The 18,572-nt window shown below is 65.5% G+C and carries 20 protein-coding genes and 1 riboswitch; of the genes, 4 read left to right on the forward strand and 16 right to left on the reverse strand.

Going from position 1 to position 18,572, the window contains the following annotated elements; genetic code table 11:
* Window positions 1–8: 8 nt before the first annotated feature.
* Entirely contained in the window at window positions 9–254 is a 246-nt protein-coding gene (locus tag QP934_RS03410) for a hypothetical protein (RefSeq protein ID WP_286687760.1), read from the forward strand.
* On the opposite strand, the gene QP934_RS03415 is transcribed toward QP934_RS03410, so the two are convergent.
* The 7 genes from QP934_RS03415 to hemL all read right to left on the reverse strand — a co-directional run bounded on the left by QP934_RS03415 (window position 251) and on the right by hemL (window position 6,598).
* Window positions 251–511, reverse strand: a complete 261-nt coding sequence (locus QP934_RS03415; protein ID WP_308572785.1) for a helix-turn-helix domain-containing protein — start codon at window positions 509–511, stop codon at window positions 251–253. The two genes, QP934_RS03410 and QP934_RS03415, sit on opposite strands and share 4 nt — an antisense overlap.
* Window positions 512–1,531: a c-type cytochrome biogenesis protein CcsB gene (gene ccsB, locus QP934_RS03420; RefSeq protein WP_419126806.1), complete on the reverse strand. Its 1,020-nt coding sequence runs from the start codon at window positions 1,529–1,531 to the stop codon at window positions 512–514.
* A gap of 94 nt (window positions 1,532–1,625) precedes the next feature.
* The gene (locus tag QP934_RS03425) at window positions 1,626–3,257 is read right to left on the reverse strand and encodes a cytochrome c biogenesis protein ResB (protein WP_419126807.1); all 1,632 of its coding nucleotides are present in this window, start codon (window positions 3,255–3,257) and stop codon (window positions 1,626–1,628) included.
* Between the two features lie 7 nt (window positions 3,258–3,264).
* Complete coding sequence (locus QP934_RS03430; RefSeq protein ID WP_419126808.1) at window positions 3,265–4,068, reverse strand: cytochrome c biogenesis CcdA family protein; 804 nt, start codon at window positions 4,066–4,068, stop codon at window positions 3,265–3,267.
* Window positions 4,069–4,680 carry a TlpA disulfide reductase family protein gene (locus QP934_RS03435; RefSeq protein WP_419126809.1) on the reverse strand — a complete coding sequence of 204 codons (612 nt, stop codon included), beginning with the start codon at window positions 4,678–4,680 and terminating at the stop codon, window positions 4,069–4,071. It lies immediately after the preceding gene.
* Window positions 4,680–5,288, reverse strand: a complete 609-nt coding sequence (locus QP934_RS03440) for a histidine phosphatase family protein (protein WP_239274497.1) — start codon at window positions 5,286–5,288, stop codon at window positions 4,680–4,682. The genes QP934_RS03435 and QP934_RS03440 overlap by 1 nt, the downstream gene beginning before the upstream one ends.
* A gap of 8 nt (window positions 5,289–5,296) precedes the next feature.
* Window positions 5,297–6,598 (reverse strand): glutamate-1-semialdehyde 2,1-aminomutase, encoded by a 1,302-nt coding sequence (gene hemL, locus QP934_RS03445; RefSeq protein WP_284836655.1) that lies wholly within the window; start codon window positions 6,596–6,598, stop codon window positions 5,297–5,299.
* A 78-nt stretch (window positions 6,599–6,676) separates the two neighbouring features.
* Here hemL and QP934_RS03450 point away from each other — a divergent pair, with 78 nt between their 5' ends.
* Window positions 6,677–7,207 carry a hypothetical protein gene (locus QP934_RS03450; protein ID WP_419126810.1) on the forward strand — a complete coding sequence of 177 codons (531 nt, stop codon included), beginning with the start codon at window positions 6,677–6,679 and terminating at the stop codon, window positions 7,205–7,207.
* Here the strand turns inward: QP934_RS03450 and QP934_RS03455 are convergent.
* Window positions 7,204–7,518 carry a DMT family transporter gene (locus QP934_RS03455; RefSeq protein ID WP_284791596.1) on the reverse strand — a complete coding sequence of 105 codons (315 nt, stop codon included), beginning with the start codon at window positions 7,516–7,518 and terminating at the stop codon, window positions 7,204–7,206. The two genes, QP934_RS03450 and QP934_RS03455, sit on opposite strands and share 4 nt — an antisense overlap.
* 8 nt (window positions 7,519–7,526) lie before the next feature.
* A riboswitch (guanidine-III (ykkC-III) riboswitch) is annotated at window positions 7,527–7,597 on the reverse strand.
* A gap of 26 nt (window positions 7,598–7,623) precedes the next feature.
* On the opposite strand from QP934_RS03455, the gene QP934_RS03460 reads away from it, so the two are divergent.
* Together QP934_RS03460 and QP934_RS03465 are read left to right on the forward strand one after the other, a co-directional pair.
* Window positions 7,624–8,472, forward strand: coding sequence for an NAD(P)-dependent oxidoreductase (locus tag QP934_RS03460; RefSeq protein WP_419126811.1), 849 nt, complete (start codon window positions 7,624–7,626; stop codon window positions 8,470–8,472).
* Between the two features lie 116 nt (window positions 8,473–8,588).
* On the forward strand, window positions 8,589–9,626 hold the full coding sequence (locus QP934_RS03465) for an HNH endonuclease signature motif containing protein (RefSeq protein ID WP_419126812.1): 1,038 nt from the start codon (window positions 8,589–8,591) through the stop codon (window positions 9,624–9,626).
* 70 nt (window positions 9,627–9,696) lie between these two features.
* On the opposite strand, the gene QP934_RS03470 is transcribed toward QP934_RS03465, so the two are convergent.
* The 8 genes from QP934_RS03470 to QP934_RS03505 all read right to left on the reverse strand — a co-directional run bounded on the left by QP934_RS03470 (window position 9,697) and on the right by QP934_RS03505 (window position 18,518).
* Entirely contained in the window at window positions 9,697–11,076 is a 1,380-nt protein-coding gene (locus QP934_RS03470) for a protoporphyrinogen oxidase (RefSeq protein ID WP_419126813.1), read from the reverse strand.
* The gene (gene hemE, locus QP934_RS03475; protein WP_419126814.1) at window positions 11,077–12,111 is read right to left on the reverse strand and encodes a uroporphyrinogen decarboxylase; all 1,035 of its coding nucleotides are present in this window, start codon (window positions 12,109–12,111) and stop codon (window positions 11,077–11,079) included.
* Window positions 12,112–12,148: 37 nt separating this feature from the next.
* The gene (locus QP934_RS03480; RefSeq protein ID WP_340419326.1) at window positions 12,149–12,640 is read right to left on the reverse strand and encodes a tellurium resistance protein TerC; all 492 of its coding nucleotides are present in this window, start codon (window positions 12,638–12,640) and stop codon (window positions 12,149–12,151) included.
* On the reverse strand, window positions 12,637–13,389 hold the full coding sequence (locus tag QP934_RS03485; RefSeq protein WP_419126815.1) for a hypothetical protein: 753 nt from the start codon (window positions 13,387–13,389) through the stop codon (window positions 12,637–12,639). Before QP934_RS03485 ends, QP934_RS03480 begins: the two co-directional genes overlap by 4 nt.
* Window positions 13,390–13,398: 9 nt before the next feature.
* Window positions 13,399–14,382 (reverse strand): porphobilinogen synthase, encoded by a 984-nt coding sequence (gene hemB, locus QP934_RS03490; protein ID WP_337888444.1) that lies wholly within the window; start codon window positions 14,380–14,382, stop codon window positions 13,399–13,401.
* 28 nt (window positions 14,383–14,410) lie between these two features.
* Window positions 14,411–16,132, reverse strand: a complete 1,722-nt coding sequence (locus QP934_RS03495; protein WP_419126816.1) for a uroporphyrinogen-III synthase — start codon at window positions 16,130–16,132, stop codon at window positions 14,411–14,413.
* 163 nt (window positions 16,133–16,295) lie between these two features.
* A complete protein-coding gene (gene hemC, locus QP934_RS03500) occupies window positions 16,296–17,183 on the reverse strand; it encodes a hydroxymethylbilane synthase (protein WP_419126817.1) in 888 nt (295 codons plus the stop codon).
* On the reverse strand, window positions 17,184–18,518 hold the full coding sequence (locus QP934_RS03505) for a glutamyl-tRNA reductase (protein ID WP_340419330.1): 1,335 nt from the start codon (window positions 18,516–18,518) through the stop codon (window positions 17,184–17,186).
* Between the last annotated feature and the right edge of the window lie 54 nt (window positions 18,519–18,572).

Raw genomic sequence — 18,572 nt, forward strand, 5'->3', positions numbered from 1 at the left:
TCTCGAGCATGGGCCGAATCATCCTCCTTTTACTCTTTGTTCTCGCCGCTTACTTGGTGTGGAAGGCCTTCGGGCCCTCGACATGGAAAAAGCGCGAGGTGGAACAACCCCGCGCTATCAAAGGCCCCGACGATGACGAGGAATTCCTCTGGAACTTAGAAAAGGAGCGCTTCAAGCAGCGCCGCGCACAGGAGGCAGAAGAAGAAAAACGCCGCCAGCGCCGCAATCGCGGCACCGACGGCGACAAGGACTAGGAATCCTTCGGCACGAAGCGCATCTCCAAGCCGAGGGCCTCGGCCACGGCGGTAATCTTTTCCCACCGCACGCCCGCTCCACCGTGCTCGATGGTGTGGAGAGTGGAGCGGGAGATACCGGCGGCGTCGGCAAGCTGCTGCTGCAAAATGCCCAACTCGCGGCGGCGATCGGCAAATTGTGCGCCCAGCCCCAAAATCACCGCATTATCGCCAGCCGGCTTTCCCTGCTTATGGCGCGGGCTCGTATGCTCCGCCATCTAGTTCAGCCCCGCATAGGAATGCAGGCCGGAGACGACCATATTGATAAAGAACAGGTTGAAGACCATCAGCGCCATCGCCATGACGTTGATCCACGGCGCCGCCTTGCGGAAGGCCGGCGTCGCACGCGCATGCAGGTATGCGGCATACAGGATCCAGGTGGCAAAGGACACGGTCTCCTTCGGGTCCCAACCCCAGAAGCGGCCCCAGGCGGACTCGGCCCAGATGGCGCCCAAGATGATGCCCAGACCCAAGGTCGGCAGGGTGATAACAGCCAGGCGGTAGGCCAGCTGGTCAATCTTCGCGGCAGAAGGCAACGGGCGGGCCACCGCACCGAAGAAGCCATGCTCGGCATGCTTCGGTTGCGCCATACGGAACAGCGTCAGCAGCGAGACAATGCCGGAGATAATACCGATGGACGCGCCCAAAGAAACCACGGTGACGTGGATGGGCAGCCAGTGCGATTGCAGCGCCGGCACCACCGGGGCAGACTCGGCATAGAGCTTGGTGGAACCATAAAACATCAGCGCGAGGGTCGGGGTGAGCAGCCACGGCCACACGGTGCGCCATTCCTTGCGCTGCATGGCAATATTGCCCACCAGCAGCACACCGAAGCTCACCATCAGCACGTACTCGTACAGGTTGCCAAACGGGAAACGGCCGGTAGCCAGGCCACGCAGCACAATCGCCGCGGCGTGCAGGGCAATGCCCACCCACATCAGCGCGCTGGTCATGCCGCCGAGCTTATCGGCCTTGCGCTCCTTTTCCTGCAGCTCATCGGCCGTGATTCCGGAAGAGGACTGGGCAACCTCGCCGGCATAGCTCTGCTTGTCGACGTCCCCAGCGCCCGCCCCCACCAAGACCTTCGCGGCCTTGGACTTCACGGCGCGGCGGCCCTCGATGATGCCCTGCATGCGGCCGTAGTAAAACAGCGACAAAAAGAGCGCGACGCAGTACAACACAAAGGTGGTCTGCACCGCGATATCCGAGAAATTAGACAGATTCTGATCGATCTGCATGAATGCTCCTAGCCTTCACACGTGCGGGATAAGTGCTGATTACCTTACTCAGCGAAACGACCCAATCCAACTTTTGTTGGATCGGGCCGGGGCGCTAGTCATCGGTATAAAGTTCGTCTTCTTCGACCTCGTCTGGGTCTGGCAGCTCCAGCAGCCCGCGGTGCAGCTCGTGGAACTCCTCGGACCAGCCGGCGCGGTCGGTGCGGGCGAGGCCGCCCATCTCCACGTCGGTGCCGCCGGCCGCGTTCGGCCGCAGGCGGATGTAGACGCGGCGGCGCTTAATTATCAGCGATCCCACCAAGGAAATGAGCATCACCAGCGCGGAGGCCAGCACCCACTTCTGGAAAGGATCATAAGAGACCTGGTAGTTGGCGAACTCGCTGGCGCCGTCGAAGGTGATCTTCGTGCCATCGTCCAAGGTGACGTCCTCGCCCTGGTTGAGGTTCACGCGGTCAATCTTTTGTAGCTGGCCGGACTGCACCAGGTTCGGGTCCAGCGAGAAAAAGGACTGCGGGGTGCCGGTGTCCAGGCCGGCATCACCGCGGTAGATATCGATGGCCATCGCCGGATCCTGCAGCCCGGGATATGCGGACTGCAGCAGCTTGCCGTTCTCACCAGCCCACTCGGCCGTGGGCGCGAAGAGACCCTGGATGGCGATTTGGTTCTGGCGGCGGTCATAGAGATCTGGATGCATGCCGGCCGGCGGGTCGAAGCGCATCGCGCCGGAGGACAAGAAGAAGGTCGTGTCATTCGGCTGGAACTGAATGGTCTGGGTGCGCTTTTCGCCATTGGGCCATTCCACCGTGACCGTCGGCGCGTAGCCGTGGCCCTGCAAGTAGACGCGGTTGTGCGCCAAGCGCAGCGGGTGGTTGACCTTAAGCTCATAGTCCTTCCACTCGGAGTCATCCTTGTAGATGTCCTCGCCCTCCGCATAGGAGACGTTGGAAGTAAACATCTCCGCCTGGCCGTTGGGCAGGTATTCCGCCGCGAAGTCATGGGCGACGAAGCAGAAGGGGTGGAGACCGGTGCCGTCGAAAAGCGGGCCGGCACGGAAGGAGTCAAAATTGGACGTGGAAGTATTGCAGAACTCCGTGGACTGGTCCAAGGTCTGACCGCCACCCTGCGATCCGGACTCGGTGACCACGATGACCTGGCCCTCGTAGTTGACCAAGCGGCCAGCGGCAACGGTCACCAAGATGGCCACCAGTGCCACGTGGAAGATCAGGTTGGCCAGCTCGCGGCCGTAGCCGCGCTCCGCGGAAAAGGTGTGCACGCCGGCGCGGTCTTCTTCGGGGGAGTACTCGGCCACGCGCCACTTCTTCAGGCGCTTTTTGATTTCTGCGGATAGCTCGTCCTCGCTCTTATCCGAATGCCCCTCGGCTGCCAGCGGCAGCTTGTGGAGGTACTTCGGCGCGCGCGTTGGCGGGGTCTTCCACGCCTTGTAGTGATCCCAGGAGCGCGGCAGGATGCAGCCCACTAGGGAAATGGCCAAAAGGATGAAGATGGCCTGGAACCAGACGGAAGAAAAGACGTCGAAAAGCTGCAGCTTGTCGTAGATCTTCGCTACGTTGCCGTTGGACTCGATGAAGTCCTGCACGTTCTGCTCGTTGAGGTCGCGCTGCGGCAGCAAGGAACCGGGAATCGCGGCCAGCGCCAGCAAGAAAAGCAGCGCCAGTGCCGTGCGCATGCTGGTCAGCCAATGCCAGGCTTTGCGGAAATATTTCACGTCTCTCCTAAATCAGGGTGGCGCCGTAGTCCACGGTCCACTGGCGGATGAGGCTAATAAACTCGCCCCACAGGCCGGTTACCAGGGCCAGGCCGACGAGGATCATGGCCACGCCGCCGATGACCTGGATGGTATGCGAGTGCTTGCGGGCCCACGAAATCGAGCGCATCGCCCGCGCGGAGCCCAGCGCCACCAGCAGGAACGGCAGGCCCAAGCCCAGGCAATAAAAGATGATGAGCAGCACGCCGCGCGCGGCCGTCATGCCTTCGGTGCCCGCCGATACGGAAATAATGGCGGCCAGCGTTGGGCCCAAGCACGGCGTCCAGCCCAGCGCGAAAATCCCGCCCAGCAGCGGCGCGCCCAGCCAGGTGGTCCAACGCTTCGGTGCCATGCGGGTGTCCTTTTGCAGCGCCGGGATCGCGCCGAGGAAAACCGCACCCATCAGGATGGTCACGCCGCCGCCGATGCGCATGAGCGTCTCCTCATTGAGCCGGAGCGCGGAAATCGCGCCGAATACGGAGACCGTCGCCAGCAGGAAAACCACGGTAAATCCCAGGATGAACAAGGCGGCGGCCAGTACCACGGCCCATTGCCTGCGCTTGCCGACGCCCACCCCCAACTCGCCGTCAAACGTAACCTCGCCGCCCACCACGCCGGCTAAGTAGGAAATATAGCCAGGCACCAGTGGGATCACGCACGGGCTGGCAAAACTCACCAGCCCCGCCACGGCGGCCGCGAACAGGCCCAGAATGAGTGGGCCGGAGGTCGCGGCCTCGGCAAAAGAGTTGCCGATGCTCGCTGCGTTGTCCATTTATTCCTTTTCTAATTTGTCCACTACGTCCATGACGTCCTTGGTGGTGATACTCCGCAAAAAGACCGTAGCCGGGCGGTGCTGTTTGTCCAAGACTATGGTGGTCGGGACCACGGAGGTGGGTACGCCGCCTAGGGCCGCCGCGGTCTTAAACGGTGGATCGTAGATGGAGGGGTAGGTCAGGCCATTATCCTTGAGAAAGTCATTGGACACCTGCGGGTTATAGTCGCGCACATTAATGCCCAAGACAGTGCCAATCTTCCGCTTCTGTAGCTCGGAGTGGATCTCTTGCAGGTCATCGGCCTCGGCGCGGCACGGAGCGCACCACTGGCCCCAGGAGTTGAGCACGACGATTTCGCCCTCATAATCCTCCAAGGAAATGGTCTTATCTCTATCGCGCACATCCTCGCCAGAGAAGGTGCGCAGCGGCTTGCGCTCAGATTCCTCGTAATTGATGACCTTTTCGCCGCCGGGCGTGATGAACTCGAAGTTGCCGCCGGTAGCAACCGCGTTTTGCGCTTTATCGGCGTCTTGCGAGCAACTGGCAAGCGGCAGCGCGATCGCTGCCGCCGCCAGCACCGCGCCGACCGCGCGTCTGCATTGTAGTGCCATTAAATCTCCTGGGCCGGCGAGGAGTAGAAGATGTCGGTGACCTGATTATCCTCAAAAAGCAGCGAGGTAACCGAGGCCAAGTCGCATTCGCGATTCCACGGCGCGTGCGGCAGGCGCTGGCCCAGCACGGTGCGCTGCACCATCACGATGGGCAGCTGGTGGCTCACCAAGATCGCCTCGTGGCCGGCCGCGGCGGTGCGGGCGCGCTCGATGGAGCCCAGCATGCGCTCGGCAATCTGCTCATAGGGCTCGCCCCACGAGGGCTCTAGCGGGTTGACCAGCAGCGGCCAGCGGCGCGGATTCCACAGCGCGGAACGCAGGCCCTTGGTGCGCAGGCCCTCGAAGCGGTTGCCGGACTCGATGAGCGTCTTATCGACGTCCACGTCCAACCCCGTTGCCTTAGCAATCGGCCGCGCGGTCTCTTGGGCTCGCTGCAGCGGCGAGGCCGCTAGGTAGGTCACGTCATGGTCGCGGAAGGATTCCGCGGTGCGCGCCGCCATGGAATGCCCGCGCGAGGACAGGTGATAGCCCGGGATGCGACCGTAGAGGATCTTCTCTGGGTTGTGGACCTCGCCGTGGCGCACGAGGTGAACGATAGTGCGTGTCATGTCTCTCCTTAGTTCGCGGGACGCGCAGCGGCCGCAGCTTGGGCGGCGGGCTTGAGGGCGGCTTCGATGAGTTCGAAGTCGGCGTCGGTAAGTGCATCCGAGACAAACCAGGTCTCGAATGGGCTCGGCGCGACGTAGATGCCGTTATCCAGCAGGGCGTGGAAGAACGGGGTGAAGCGGAAGGTCTCGGCCGCCTGCATATCGGCGAAGTTGCGGCCCTCGCCCTCGGCAAAGCGGATGGAGAACATCGAAGACGCCCGCTGGATGTGGTGCGCTACTCCCTCGGCCGATAGCGCGGAAGAAATCATGCCGGTCAGGCGGTCCGCGTTGGCCTGCAAGCGCTCGTAGAGCGATTCATCGGCCAGCTCCAAAGACTTCAGGCCGGAGGCCATGGCGACTGGGTTTCCGGACAGCGTGCCAGCCTGGTAGACCGGCCCTTCCGGCGCAAGGTAGTCCATAACTTCGGCGCGGCCGCCGAAAGCAGCGGCCGGCAGGCCGCCGGAGACGACCTTGCCGAAGGTCACCAAGTCCGCCGCCACGCCGTCGACGCCATACCAGCCCTTATAGGAGGTGCGGAAGCCGGTCATGACCTCGTCGAGGATGAGGAGGGCGCCGTCTTCATGGGCGACGTCGGCAAGCGCAGCATTGAAGCCCTCCTCCGGTGCCACGGTGCCCATGTTGCCGGCCGAGGCCTCCGCAATAATGCAAGCAATCTCGCCTGGGTGCTGCGCAAATGCCTCGCGCACGGCCTCGATATCGTTATAAGGCACAACGATGGTATCGGCCGCCGTCGCACCCGTCACGCCCGGGGAATCCGGCAGCGCAAAAGTCGCCACGCCGGAGCCAGCCGAGGCCAACAGCGCGTCCACATGGCCGTGGTAGCAACCCTCGAACTTCAACACCTTGGCGCGGCCGGTGTAGCCGCGGGCCAGGCGCACTGCAGACATGGTGGCCTCGGTGCCGGAGTTGACCATGCGCACCTTATCGGCCGCGGTGCGCGACACAATGGCCTCCGCCAGCAAAGCCTCACCCTCGGTGGGCGAGCCAAAGCTCAAGCCACCCGCTGCGGCCTGCTGCACGGCCTCCACAATCTCTGGGTGCGCATTGCCGTGGATCATCGGGCCATAGGAGCTGACCAGGTCAACGTACTCGTTGCCGTCGGCATCCCACAGGCGCGAGCCCGCACCGCGCTCAATCACGCGAGCCTGGCCACCCACGGAGCCAAATGCGCGCACCGGCGAGTTCACCCCGCCCGGAATCACCTTGGAGGAACGCTCAAACCACTGTTGCGACTGGGAAGTATTAGGCATGTCTGACATTCTAGCGATTCGCGCGCTATACAAAAGTTGGAGTGCGCGATTCACAGTCAGCCGCTAAACTTCGGGGCGTTGCACGTTTCAATTCGGGGGGATTTTTCAATGCAGCGCACTCTCATTTTCGCTATTCTGGCCGCTTTCTGCCTCGCCGGCTGCGCCCATCCCGAGCGGCCGCTGCCCACCTCGGTGGGTGCCACCCCGCTTGCCGACGCCCCCTCCTGGCAGCCCCCTCCCCGCCCGCTCGCCCCGCGCGACCTTCCTCGGGAGGACAAGCCGGCCGCTCCTTCGCCGCCGTCCGAGCAGCCTTCTCCGTCGGACGCGGCACCCGCTCCTGCGTCTGGTTTGCGTCCTGCCCCAGCGCCCGCGCCCCAGCAGCGGCCCGCACCCGCCCCTGCACCGGCACCCCGCCCGCTACCTGCGGCGCCGGCCCCACGCCCACCTGCGCGGGATAAAAGCGGCCTGCCGAACCTGAATATCCCGCCGCACGAGGTCCGCGGGCGCATCGAAGACGCGGTGCCTGATGTGCCGGCCGTGCCCGCCGTGCCTGCGCCCGCCCCGCCGGAGTTGCCGCTGCCGCCTGCGCCGCGCATTCCGGGCCTCTAGCTCACCGCTTTCAGCCCCACGATGCCGCCGATGATCATGGCGAGGAATAGCACCTTCCACGCCGTGGCGGCCTCGTGTCCGGCGGCGAAGGAATAAATAACCGCCACCGACGCGCCAACGCCCGCCCACACCGCATAGGCCGTGCCCACCGGGATGCTGCGCATCGCCCAGGCCAGCCCGCCCATGGAAATCGCGCAAGCCACGAGGAAAATGAGCGAGGGCCACAGGCGAGTAAAACCTGCGGACTTATCCAGCGCCGCCGCCCACACGGCCTCGAATGCGCCGGAGAAAATCAAGATGAACCACGCCATAGCTGCTTCCTGGCCGTCCTTTCGCGTCGCCGGGTACGGCTCCCTCGTCCGGGGCCCGCACGAAAGGCGGCGAGCCTGCACCCAATGATGGCACACTGGGAAAGCATGAGGATTGCATTTCTTGGAACTGGCCGCATGGGAACCGAACTAGCCCGCCGCCTGCTCAATGAGCAAGACGGCATCGAATTGACCGTCTGGAACCGCACCGCCGAGCGCGCCCAACCGCTGGTGGAGGAAGGCGCCGAGCTCGCCACCTCGCCCACCGAGGCCGTAGCGAACGCCGAGGTCATTATTACCTCTCTCTTCGGGCCTGACGATGTCCGCGAGGTCGTCATTGAGCCGCAGCTCATCCCCGCGGGCGTGACGTGGATCGACACCACCACCGTCTCGCCCAACGATGCCCGCGAGTTCGCCGCCGCCGTGGAAACCTACGTCCACGCCCCAGTCGTCGGCACGCTCGGCCCGGCCCGCGAGGGCAAGCTCGGCGTCTATGTGGGCACGCCTGACGACGCCCGCCGCGAGCAAGCCATGTCCCTCGCCGAGTCCTGGGCGGGCGAAGACAAGCTCATCGGAGTGGAGGCGGCGGCCACGGCGGCCATCGGAAAGCTGCTGGCGAACCTCGCGCTCGCCGTCACTGCCGAGGGCCTGCTCGAAGCCCTGCAACTCGGCGAGTCCGAGGGCCTGGACTCCGAGGTGGTACTGCAGATGCTCGATATCACCGGTCTGTCATTCATCGCCAATATGAAGGCGCCGTTTATCACCGGCGAGCGCAATACCGACCCGGGCGATTTCACCGTCGACGCCCTAGCCAAGGACGCCAAGCTCATGGAGATGACCTCCAACAAGCCGCTGCCCGCCCTGACCGCCGCCATCGGCCGCTTCGAGGAAATGCAGGCCATGGGCCACGGGGATCAGGACTTCTCCTCCATCTTCGTCTTCCGCAATAAGGGCTAGTTATCCACAGGCCCTCCGGGCGCGCGGGCCGAAATTCCCCCTTTGGGCCCTAGTTATCCACAGGTTCGCGCGCTCGCCCTCGCGCGGGTTGCGCGCCGTGGCTTAGGCTGCGGGGCATGACAGCTCTTCAGACTTATCTTGCGGCCCTGGCGCCTGGCATCGACATCGTTGCCGGGTGCGCCGGCATGTCTGAAGACCAGCTGCGCGCCGCCGGTGCGCCCAATAACACGGCCCGCACTTTGCTCACGCTTGCCGACGCCCTCTTTGCCCCCACCTCCTTCACCCGCCAGCAACGCCAGGCGGTTACCGCCGCGCGCGACCGCGCCCACCCGCTACCCACGCTGGAGGTTATCGAGCGCTACGCATCCCGCGCTAAGACCAAGCGCGATGCCTGGCGCCTGCGCGTGGAGCTGTGCCGCACTGCCGCCGATACCGATGAGATGGAAAAGCTGGCGCACAAGAAGCTGCGCGAGCTCAATCCCCCAGCCCCGCCGCGCCCCGGCGTGCGCATCCGCCGCCGCAAGGACGCGCCGTGGACCCTCGCGATTACCGGACCCTCTTCGCTCATCGCGGACTTGGAATCCAGCCTGGACGAGGACGCGCCTCTCGATTCCGTTGCGAAGCTCTTCTCCCCTTCCGGCGCCGCCCCAGCCACCCGTCCGACCATTACGACGAATGCAATTATCACGCTCGACGAACTCGACCGCATCATCGATGGCGACGGCGAGGAAATCACCATCCAGCTCACCAACGGTGCCCGCCTCACCGGCGCGGAACTCGTCTCGCGCACGCTGGCAGAGCGCGGGCTTATCACCCTCGTTCACCCCTTCGAGGGCGCGGTCAACCTCTACCGCACGGAACGCATGGCCAGTGAAAAGCAACGGCTCATGGCTGCTGCCGAAAATCCGGTATGCCCGTGGGTCGAATGCAACTATCCGGCGGATAAATGCCAGGTACACCACTTGCAGGCGTGGCGACACGGCGGCGATACCAATATGGCAAACCTCGCAACCTGTTGCCCGTACCACAACGGCGTCAACGACGATGACCCGAATGCCCCACCGGTGCGCGGGCGCCTCGTTCGGCGCCGAGGCCGCGTGGTCTGGCAACCGCCCTGGGCTCACACCGCGCCGTCGCCGCCATCGCAGCAGTAGCCCCGCAACCGCCAGGCAGCAGGATGCTCTGCTGCCGCATTGGCATGCCCGCAGCTAGCGAGCCGCGCAGCTAGCGAGCGATGCGGGCCGCAGCAGCGCGGGCGTCCGCGATGACGTTTGGCACGCCAACTCCGCCGGCCCAAGCGCCGGTGGCATCGATGCCTGGCGTCGCCGCGAGGGCACCGCGCACACCGGCCACGGTTTCCAGGTGGCCGGCATCAAAGCGCGGCAGGCCGCCGAACCAGCGCTGGGTGAAAATCTCGGCAACGCCCGCGGCGCGGCCGTCGAAGCCGGTAAGCCGCTGGAGGTCGTCGAGAGCGTAGTCGACGAGGTCATCTTCCTCGGCGCGGACGATGGCGTCATCGCCAAAACGGCCGAAGGAGGCGCGCACCAAAGCACCACCGCGCTCTGCCAAGTGCGGCCACTTGCGCGAGGACAGCGTGAATGCCTTGGCGTGAACGTCGTCTTGGTCAGTGGCCACGAGGATGCCAGAGTTCTGCGGCAATGCGTTGCCGGCCGGGTCCGTGTCAGACTCGAACTTCAGGCCCACGACTGCCGACGCCGCTAGCTTCACGCTCTTCAACCGCTCCGCCGCCCGCGGGGACACCTTGGGTAGCAGGCGCGCTGCGGTCGGGGCCGGGGTGGCCACCAGCACGCGGTCAAAGGGGGCGGTATCGCCGGGTGCGCCGGCCAAGCGGAATTTCTCGCCCTCGCGAGTGATGCCCGAGATGAAGGTATCGAGGTAGATCTTGGCACGGGATTTATCGGCCAGCGCCTCGTAGAGTTCTGCGTAGCCGCCGCGGAAGGTCTGAAAGACGGGTCCGCCGCTGCTCGGCTTGGCCGCGCGGGCCTCTTCCAACGAGCGAACCGCGGCCGAGAGTGTGACTGGGCCGCGCTCGGAGAGCGCGTCGAGCGTCTCGGCCAGCGCTGGGATGGTCGCGCGCACACCCAGGTCATCGGCCGAGCAGGAGTACACGCCACCGAGGAGGGCGGAGATGACGTGGTCAACGAGGTCGTCGCCGAACTGCTGGCGCACCAGGCGGCCCACGGAGACGTCGCTGCCGGCCGTCCACTCGAAAGGCTCCTCGTTATCGATGCGACGCGCGGTCTCGGCCGAGACCAAGTGTGCGACCGGCTCCGAGTGCGAAGGAATGCCCATCATCCCGCCGCGCGGCAGCGGCTTAAGCTCGCCGGAGTACACCAGCGAGTGCAGACCGGAGGGCTCAACCAGGCTGTCGCCCAGGCCGAGGGATTCGATGAACTCCACGGCGTCGCGGCGGCGGGCGAGGAAGGCCTCGGCGCCCATGTCGGTGGGGCCGTCATTAAACGGCACGGAGTACAGCTTGCCGCCGATGCGGCCGGCGGCCTCGAAAACCTCAACGTCGTGGTCGCGCAGCTCGTAAGCGGCCGTCAAGCCCGCCAGGCCGGCACCAATAATCGCAATACGCATTTAGCCCTCCTCGTGGATGATGGATACGGCGCGGGTGATGGCCTCCGCGTCGGTAGTTGGCAAGACCCCGTGGCCGAGGTTCCAGATATGGCCGTCAATATCGCCGCGCTCGCGGGCTCGATCGACCTCGCCGCGGATGGTGCGCACGGCCTGGCGCACGGCGGCATCGCCGGCAAAAAGCATGGCCGGGTCGAGGTTGCCCTGCAGCACGCGGGCGCTTACGCGCTCGGCCGCGGCGTCCATGGGCACGCGATAATCGACGCCCATAACTTCCGACCCCGCCTCCGACATGGCCGGCAGCAGCTCGCCGGTGCCGACGCCGAAGTGAATGCGTGGAATCTCCACTCCGGCCAGGATTTCCCGGGAGTACGGAAGCACAAACTCGCGGTAGTCGCGCTCGTTGAGGTAGCCGGCCCAGGAATCGAAAAGCTGCATGGCATCAATGCCGGCATCGACCTGCACCTGCAGGAAGCGGGTGATGGTCGGCACTAGGCGGCGCATGAGCATGTGCCAGGTCTCCGGATCTGCGTGCATGAGGGCCTTGGTGCGCTCGTGGTTCTTGGATGGCCCGCCCTCAATGAGGTAGCTGGCCAGCGTGAACGGCGCGCCAACAAAGCCAATGAGCGCTTGGGTTTCGCTAAGCTCGGCCAGGATGCGGGCGATACCTTCGGTAACTTCGGGGACGTCAGTCTCCAGCAGCGGCAGCTTGCCGACGTCCTCCCTACTCCTTACCGCCTGCTCCATCACCGGACCACGCCCCGGCACGATGTCGACCTTGACGCCCGCAGCCTTGAGCGGGACGACGATATCGGAGAATAAAATGGCGGCGTCGACGTCGTGGCGACGCACCGGCTGCAGTGTAATTTCGGCCAGCAGCTCCGGCATGAAGCAAGAATCGAGCATGCTAATCCCCTCGCGGGCGGCGCGGTACTCCGGCAGCGAGCGGCCGGCCTGGCGCATGAACCAGACTGGGGGTCGGGAGGGGGTGCGGCCGAGGGCGGCGTCGATAAGCGGGGCACGATTGAGTCGAGACATGCCCCAATTATGAATCAAAAGTTGGAGTGAGGGCTAATTAGCCACGCAAGCTGCGGTCCTTGATGAAGCGGTTGGACTGCGGCTGGAAAAGCAGCGCGAGGGCGACGAGCAAGGTGATGGGGATAATCAGCAGCCCGAGCCCGCCGATGCCGAGTGCGAGGGCAGCGATATTGGTAAAAAGCGCGAACGCGATGACCACGGTAATGATGCGGCGCGCCCACTTGGACCCGCCGGCCAGCTGCGCCGCGAAGAGCGCAAGCAGGATGGCGCCGACGGCATTGGTCACCGCGACAAACAGGCGATTCGAGTGGAGATACTCCGCTACTTGCGCATTCTGCGGCTCGGCCTGTGGCCCGCCCGAGCCGAAGATGCCCACCATGCCGCTCACCAGCATGATCACGGCGCTGACGACGAGCACCCAATATGCCCAACGCAGGGGCCGCGGCCACACGTCGAGGTTCTGGTTGGCGGAGGAGTTTCGGGCCGCGCGGTTATAGTCGCGGGGCCCAGGCCGATCGGTATTGCTCATCGCTCATCCTCCCGGTCGGTCCGGTCAGCGCGGTCGGTGCGGTTGGTGTGGTCGGCGCGATCGCGCTTGCTGCTGTCGCGCTTGCTGCGCTGGTCGCCCTTGGAACGCTTGCGCTCCTCCTCGGCGCGCTTCTTCTCGCGCTGCGCTTGCTCGAGTTCCTTTTCCAGCTCGCGCATCTGCTCGAGCTCGCCGGTGTAATCCAAGGTATCGGCCCGCACGGAGAAAATCAGGCCGAGCACCGCCGCGACGCCGACGAGAATTTGCACCATGCCATCGGCGGCAAAGAGCCAATCGGGCACGTCCGCGCCGGCTGGGGTAACCATGAAGGTCAGCAGAATGCGGAATCCGAAGTAGATCGAAAAAGCGAACCACACGCGGCGCGAGGTGCCGGCCCGCTTGCTGCGGTTAGCAAGGGACCGCAACAGGAAGGCCAACAGCACGATAATCGCCAGGGATATGGCAGCCGAAAGAGCGACGGAGCCGTAGGCGGCGGTGCGGAGGAAGGCGTCGGAAAGCTGGGATTCATCCACGCCGGCCGGTGCGGACTTCGCCATCTCCTTGGCCTGCGACATGAGTACGTCGTGGTTGAGCAGCGTGAGCACCACGTTGAGCACCTGGTGCACGGCCTCGCCGCATAGCGCGCCCAGCCACAGCCACAGCATGTACGTCACGGACTCCGGCCGCTGCTGCTGCCGCGGCGGGCGTTGCGTGCGAGGGGCAGGGGCGGGCGACGGGGGCGTAGCAGTCACAGGGGTCCTTTACTTGAGCAGGCGGGCGGCTTCGGTAGCGAAGTAGGTCAGAATCTGGCCGGCGCCGGCGCGCTTGAATGCGGTCAGCGACTCGAGCATGATGGCCTCGCCATCGATCCACCCGTTGGCGGCCGCGGCCTTGACCATCGCGTACTCACCGGAGACCTGGTAGACCGCGACCGGCACGGGAGAAGTCTCCGCCACGGCCGAGAGCACGTCCAAGTAGGGCAGACCGGGCTTGACCATGACGAAGTCCGCGCCTTCTTCGATGTCGAGCTCGGCCTCGAGCAGGGATTCGCGGAAGTTGCGCGGGTCCTGCTGATAGGTGCGGCGATCGCCCTCGAGGGAGGAACCGACAGCGTCGCGGAACGGGCCGAAGAAGGCGGAGGCGTACTTGGCGGAATAAGCCATGATGGCCACGTCCTCGTGGCCGGCCTCGTCGAGATCGGCGCGGATGGCGGCAACCTGGCCGTCCATCATGCCGGACGGGGAGACGATCTGGGCGCCGGCGCGGGCTTGGGAGCGGGCCATGTCTTGGTAGAGCTTGACGGATTCGTCGTTAAGCACGCGGCCGTTGTCATCCAGCACGCCGCAGTGGCCGTGGGAGGTGAATTCGTCCAGGCAAGTATCGGCCATAACGATGAGGTCATCGCCGAATTCCTCGTGCAGGCAGGAAATACCGCGGTTCAAAATGCCCTGGGGGTCCCAGGCGACGGAGCCGGTCTCATCCTTGTCCTCATCGAGCGGCACGCCGAAAAGGTCGATGCACGGCACGCCGGCCTCCAGCGCCTCCTCGGCCGCGCGGCGCAGGGAATCGAAAGTGTGCTGGTAGACGCCCGGCATGGAGGGAATCTCGCGCGGGGCGTCGAGACCGTCCACGATGAACATGGGCAAAATCAGGTCCGAGGGGCGGACCTCGGTTTCGGCCACGAGGTTGCGCATCGCGGGGGTGGTGCGCAGGCGGCGTGGGCGGCGGGCTGGGAAGGTGCTCATTGGGTACTCCTTAGAGCGAGACTAAAACTTATGCCTTGTCGACCTTAGTAGCCTTCTTGCGCGAGCGGCGTTTCTTGCGCGGCGCGGGCAGGTTTCCGGCGGCGCGGAGGGCGGCGACGTGGTCTGCGAGGGCGTCGACAAGCGCGGGCACGTCGGCGACTTCGGGCACCACATCGACGCGCAGGCCCATCTCTTCCGCGGCTGCTCTTGCCGACGGCCCGATACACGCAATGATCGTCCGCTGGTGCGGTTTGCCCGCAATGCCCACCAGATTGCGCACAGTGGACCCGGAGGTGAAGGCGACGGCGTCGAAGCCGCCGGTCTTGATCATGTCGCGGATTTCGGCCGAAGGCGGGGCGGCGCGGACGGTGCGGTAGGCAACGACGTCGTCGACCTCCCAGTCGAGGGCCTTGAGCCCGTCAACTAGGGTATCGGCCGCGATATCGGCGCGCGGGAGCAGGACGCGGCCGACGGCGTCGATATCTTCTACGAAATTGGGGAAGACATCGAGCAGGCCCTCGGCGTTCTGCTTCTTCTTGTGTGGCAGAAGCTCCGGAACCATGCCCTTGGCGCGGATGGCGGCCGCGGTTTTGGTGCCCACGGCCGCAAGGTGGACGCCGGCGAAATCGCGGGCATCGAGGCCGAGCTGAGCAATCTTGTCCCACACCGCGGTCACGGCGTTGACGGAGGTGAAGACGATCCACTTATAGCGGCCCTCGACGATGCCCTTGATGGCGCGGTCCATCTGCGCCGGGTTGCGCGGCGGTTCGATGGAGATGGTGGGCACGTTTTGCGGGATGGCGCCGTAGCCGGCCAGGCGCGCGGACATCGGGCCAGCTTGTTCCTTGGTGCGCGGGACGAGCACGCGCCAACCATAAAGCGGGCGGTTTTCCCACCAGGAGTACTTGGTGCGGTCGTCGATGCTGCGGCCGAGGGTGACCACGAGCGGGCCGGTGAGGTCAGCGTCCAGCTTGCCCATAGTGCCAAGTGTGGTCTCATAGGTGCGCTGCAGGCGGGTGGTGCCGTGGACGGTGACGAATGCTTCGGTCTCGGCCGGCATGCCGCGCTGCTGCAGCTCATCGGAGATCACCGGCAGGTCTTCCTTGGTGGCCTGCAGGACAATGGGCTGGGTGGCATTGGCCAGCGCGTCCCAATCGGCACCGTCGGTAACGTCGGCCTCGGTATAGGTCGAGCCGAGCGCAATGCCGGCAAAGGACGGCACGGTAGACGGCAGGGACATGCCCGGCACTACCTGGAATTCCAGGCCGGCAGACGCCACGGCGTTAATCTCGGCTTTGATGGACTCGCGGTGCAGCGGGTTGCCGGTGACCAGGCGGATGACGTCCTCGCCATCGGCCTTGACCAAGCACTCGCGTAGCTGGCCGACGATATCTGCGGCCGGCTCGTACAGCACCGCGGCCGTTGGCGGCGCGGGGCGCGGCGGTTTGCGGCGCGCGCCCTTGGCCTTGGCATCGGCGCACATTTGGGCGTATTCGGCCTCGGCGGCGTCGAGAAGCTCTTGCGGAACGGGCAGCGCGGCGGCGACGGCATCGCGCACGCCCTGCATGACCTGCGGATCGGTCACGGCGATGGCACTATTTGCCAGAACCTCGCGGGCGCGCACGGTCAGCAGGTCGGGATTACCTGGACCAGCGCCCACAAAGACGATCTTGCCCAATTGGGTGTCTGGCGCGGCATTGCTCATAAAGTTCTTTTCTAAAATCGGGCGCGCGGCACCGCGCACGGACATGATCGCATGCGGTGTGGTTCCCCGCGCCGGCGGTGGGTGACACGGTCTTAACGGCCAAAATCCCAGGCCTTGCGTCCTGGGATGCCCTTAAAGGGGGCCGGATCATTGCGGGACAATGATCTGTGGTATCTACACCTTAAATTATTAGCGCCTAAAGGCGAAATTACTTGCCCAGCAGCTCGGCCGCGCCACCGGCGAAAAGCTCGTCCGAGATGCGCGCGCCAAGATCGGCGGCTTCGGCCGCGGAGCCGGAGGCGGTGGCGATGAGCTGGCGGGATCCGTCGAGCGCGAAGACGCCGCCGCGCACGGTGAGCTGGTCGCCGTCCCAGCGCGAGGTGGCGGCCACCGGCGCGGTGCAGCCGGCCTCGAGGCGGGCCAGCACGGCGCGCTCACCAGCAGCGGCGGCCGAGGCGCGGTCGTCGACAATGGCGTCTAGGGCCGCGGCGGCCTCGGTGCCGGCCACGGCCTCGATGGCGAGTGCACCCTGGGCCGGCGCCGGCATGAAGACGGAAGGCTCAAAGATTTCGGTGGCGCGGTCCGCATAGCCGCCGCGCAGCAGGCCGGCGTAGGCCAGCAGGACGGCGTCGAGCTCGCCGTCGGTGACTTTGGACATGCGGGTATCGATATTGCCGCGCAGCGGGCAAATCTCCAGGTCCGGGCGGAGGGCGGCGAGCTGGGAGATGCGGCGCGGGGCGGAGGTGCCCACGCGCGCACCCTGCGGCAGCTGCTCCAGGCTCAGGCCATCGCGGGCGACGAGCGCTTCGCGGGAATCCTGGCGCTGTGGCACGACGAGGCGGAAGCGTTCATCGGGCGCGGTGGGCAGGTCCTTAAACGAGTGCACGGCAATATCGCATTCACCAGCATAGAGCGCCTCGCGCAGCGCCTGGGTAAATACGCCGACGCCGATGCGCTCGACGGGCGCCATGTTGACGTCGCCTGCGGTGGTGACGATGTGGAGTTGGGAGTCAAAGCCGGCGTCGATAAGCCAATCGCGCACATGGCCCGCCTGGGTGGTGGCGAGCTTGGAGCCGCGGGTACCAATCTGAAACATTTAGGCCTCCTTAGTCATGGTGGGCAATTCATTGACGGCCACGGACACGCCGGAGCCTTCCAGCTGCAGGCCAAAGAGTTCCTGCAGGGCGTTCTCACTGCTGACGCTGCTTTCCGACGCCGCCAGCTTCTTCGCCCGCACCGTCGGTTCATGCAGCAGTTTATCGGCCACGCGCTTAAGGGCGCGCTGGACGTCCTCAAGTTGCTTGCCCGCGAGCTCGGGGTGCTTGTGTTGCAGGCGCGCGGCCTCGCACTCGACGAGATCGGCCGCGCGGCGGTGCAGGGCGCTTACGGCCGGGGCGACGTCGCGCACGCGCTGGGCTGAGGTATAGGCCGCGAGTTCTTCGTCGACGATGTGGCGGGCCTGCGCGTGCGGGCTGGTACCGGCCGCGAGATCGGTGGAGGCGGCCGAGAGCGACTTGCTCAGGCGCTCGATATTGACCAGATCCACGCCCTCGGCCGCGGCGGCGGCATCGTCGATATCGCGCGGCAGGGAGAGATCGATGAGCATGAGATCGCGGCCGGCAGGGAGGTCGGCGGCCTCGATGGTGAAGTTATCGGCGCCGGTGGCGGAGATGGCCAGGTCGACGTCGGAAAGCGCGGTGGCGCGCTCGGAAAAGTCCACGACGCGGGTGGCAACGCCGGCTTCCTCGGCGTGGCTGGCCAGGCGCTCGGCGCGCTCGCGGGTGCGGTTGGCCAACACCAGTTCCTTGACGCCTAGTCGGCCGGCATGGGTGGCGGCGAGGGATGCCATGGCGCCCGCGCCAAGGACCAACGCGGTCTTGCCAGTCAGGTCTTCGGCGTCGAGGCGCTGCAGGGCCTGGTCGAAGGCGAAGGACACCATGGAGGCGCCGGCCTCGTCGATATCGGTCTCGGAGTGGACGCGCTTGCCGGCCCGCAGCGCGGCCTGCGCCAGCGCGTGGATGCGCGGGCCGACCGTGCCCTGCTCCGAGGCGGACTGGTAGGCGCTGCGCACCTGGCCGATGATCTGCTGCTCGCCTACCACCATGGAATCCAGGCCGGAGGTCACGGACATCAGGTGCTCGGCCGCGGCGTCGGCATAGCGCACGTAGAGGTAGTTGCGCAGCTCCTGCTCTCCCACGCCCGAAACCTGGGTGAGCACGCGCACGACTTCTTGCACGCCGGCGTGGAAGGAGTTGGTGACGGTGTAGACCTCCATGCGGTTGCAGGTGGAGATAATCATGGCCTCTGAAAGCGGCTCGGCCGCCACGAGTTGCCCGCAGGCGGAATCCTGGACCGCACTATCCATGCTCAGCTTTTCCAGCAGCGCTACCGGCGCCGACTGGTGGGACATGCCCACAACGAGCACGCTCATGCACAACACTCCTCAACCCTTTGATTGATTTTAATCCTCCAAAAGACTACCCGT

The organism is Corynebacterium sp. MSK122 (genome assembly GCF_030229435.2).
GTDB lineage: Bacteria > Actinomycetota > Actinomycetes > Mycobacteriales > Mycobacteriaceae > Corynebacterium > Corynebacterium marquesiae.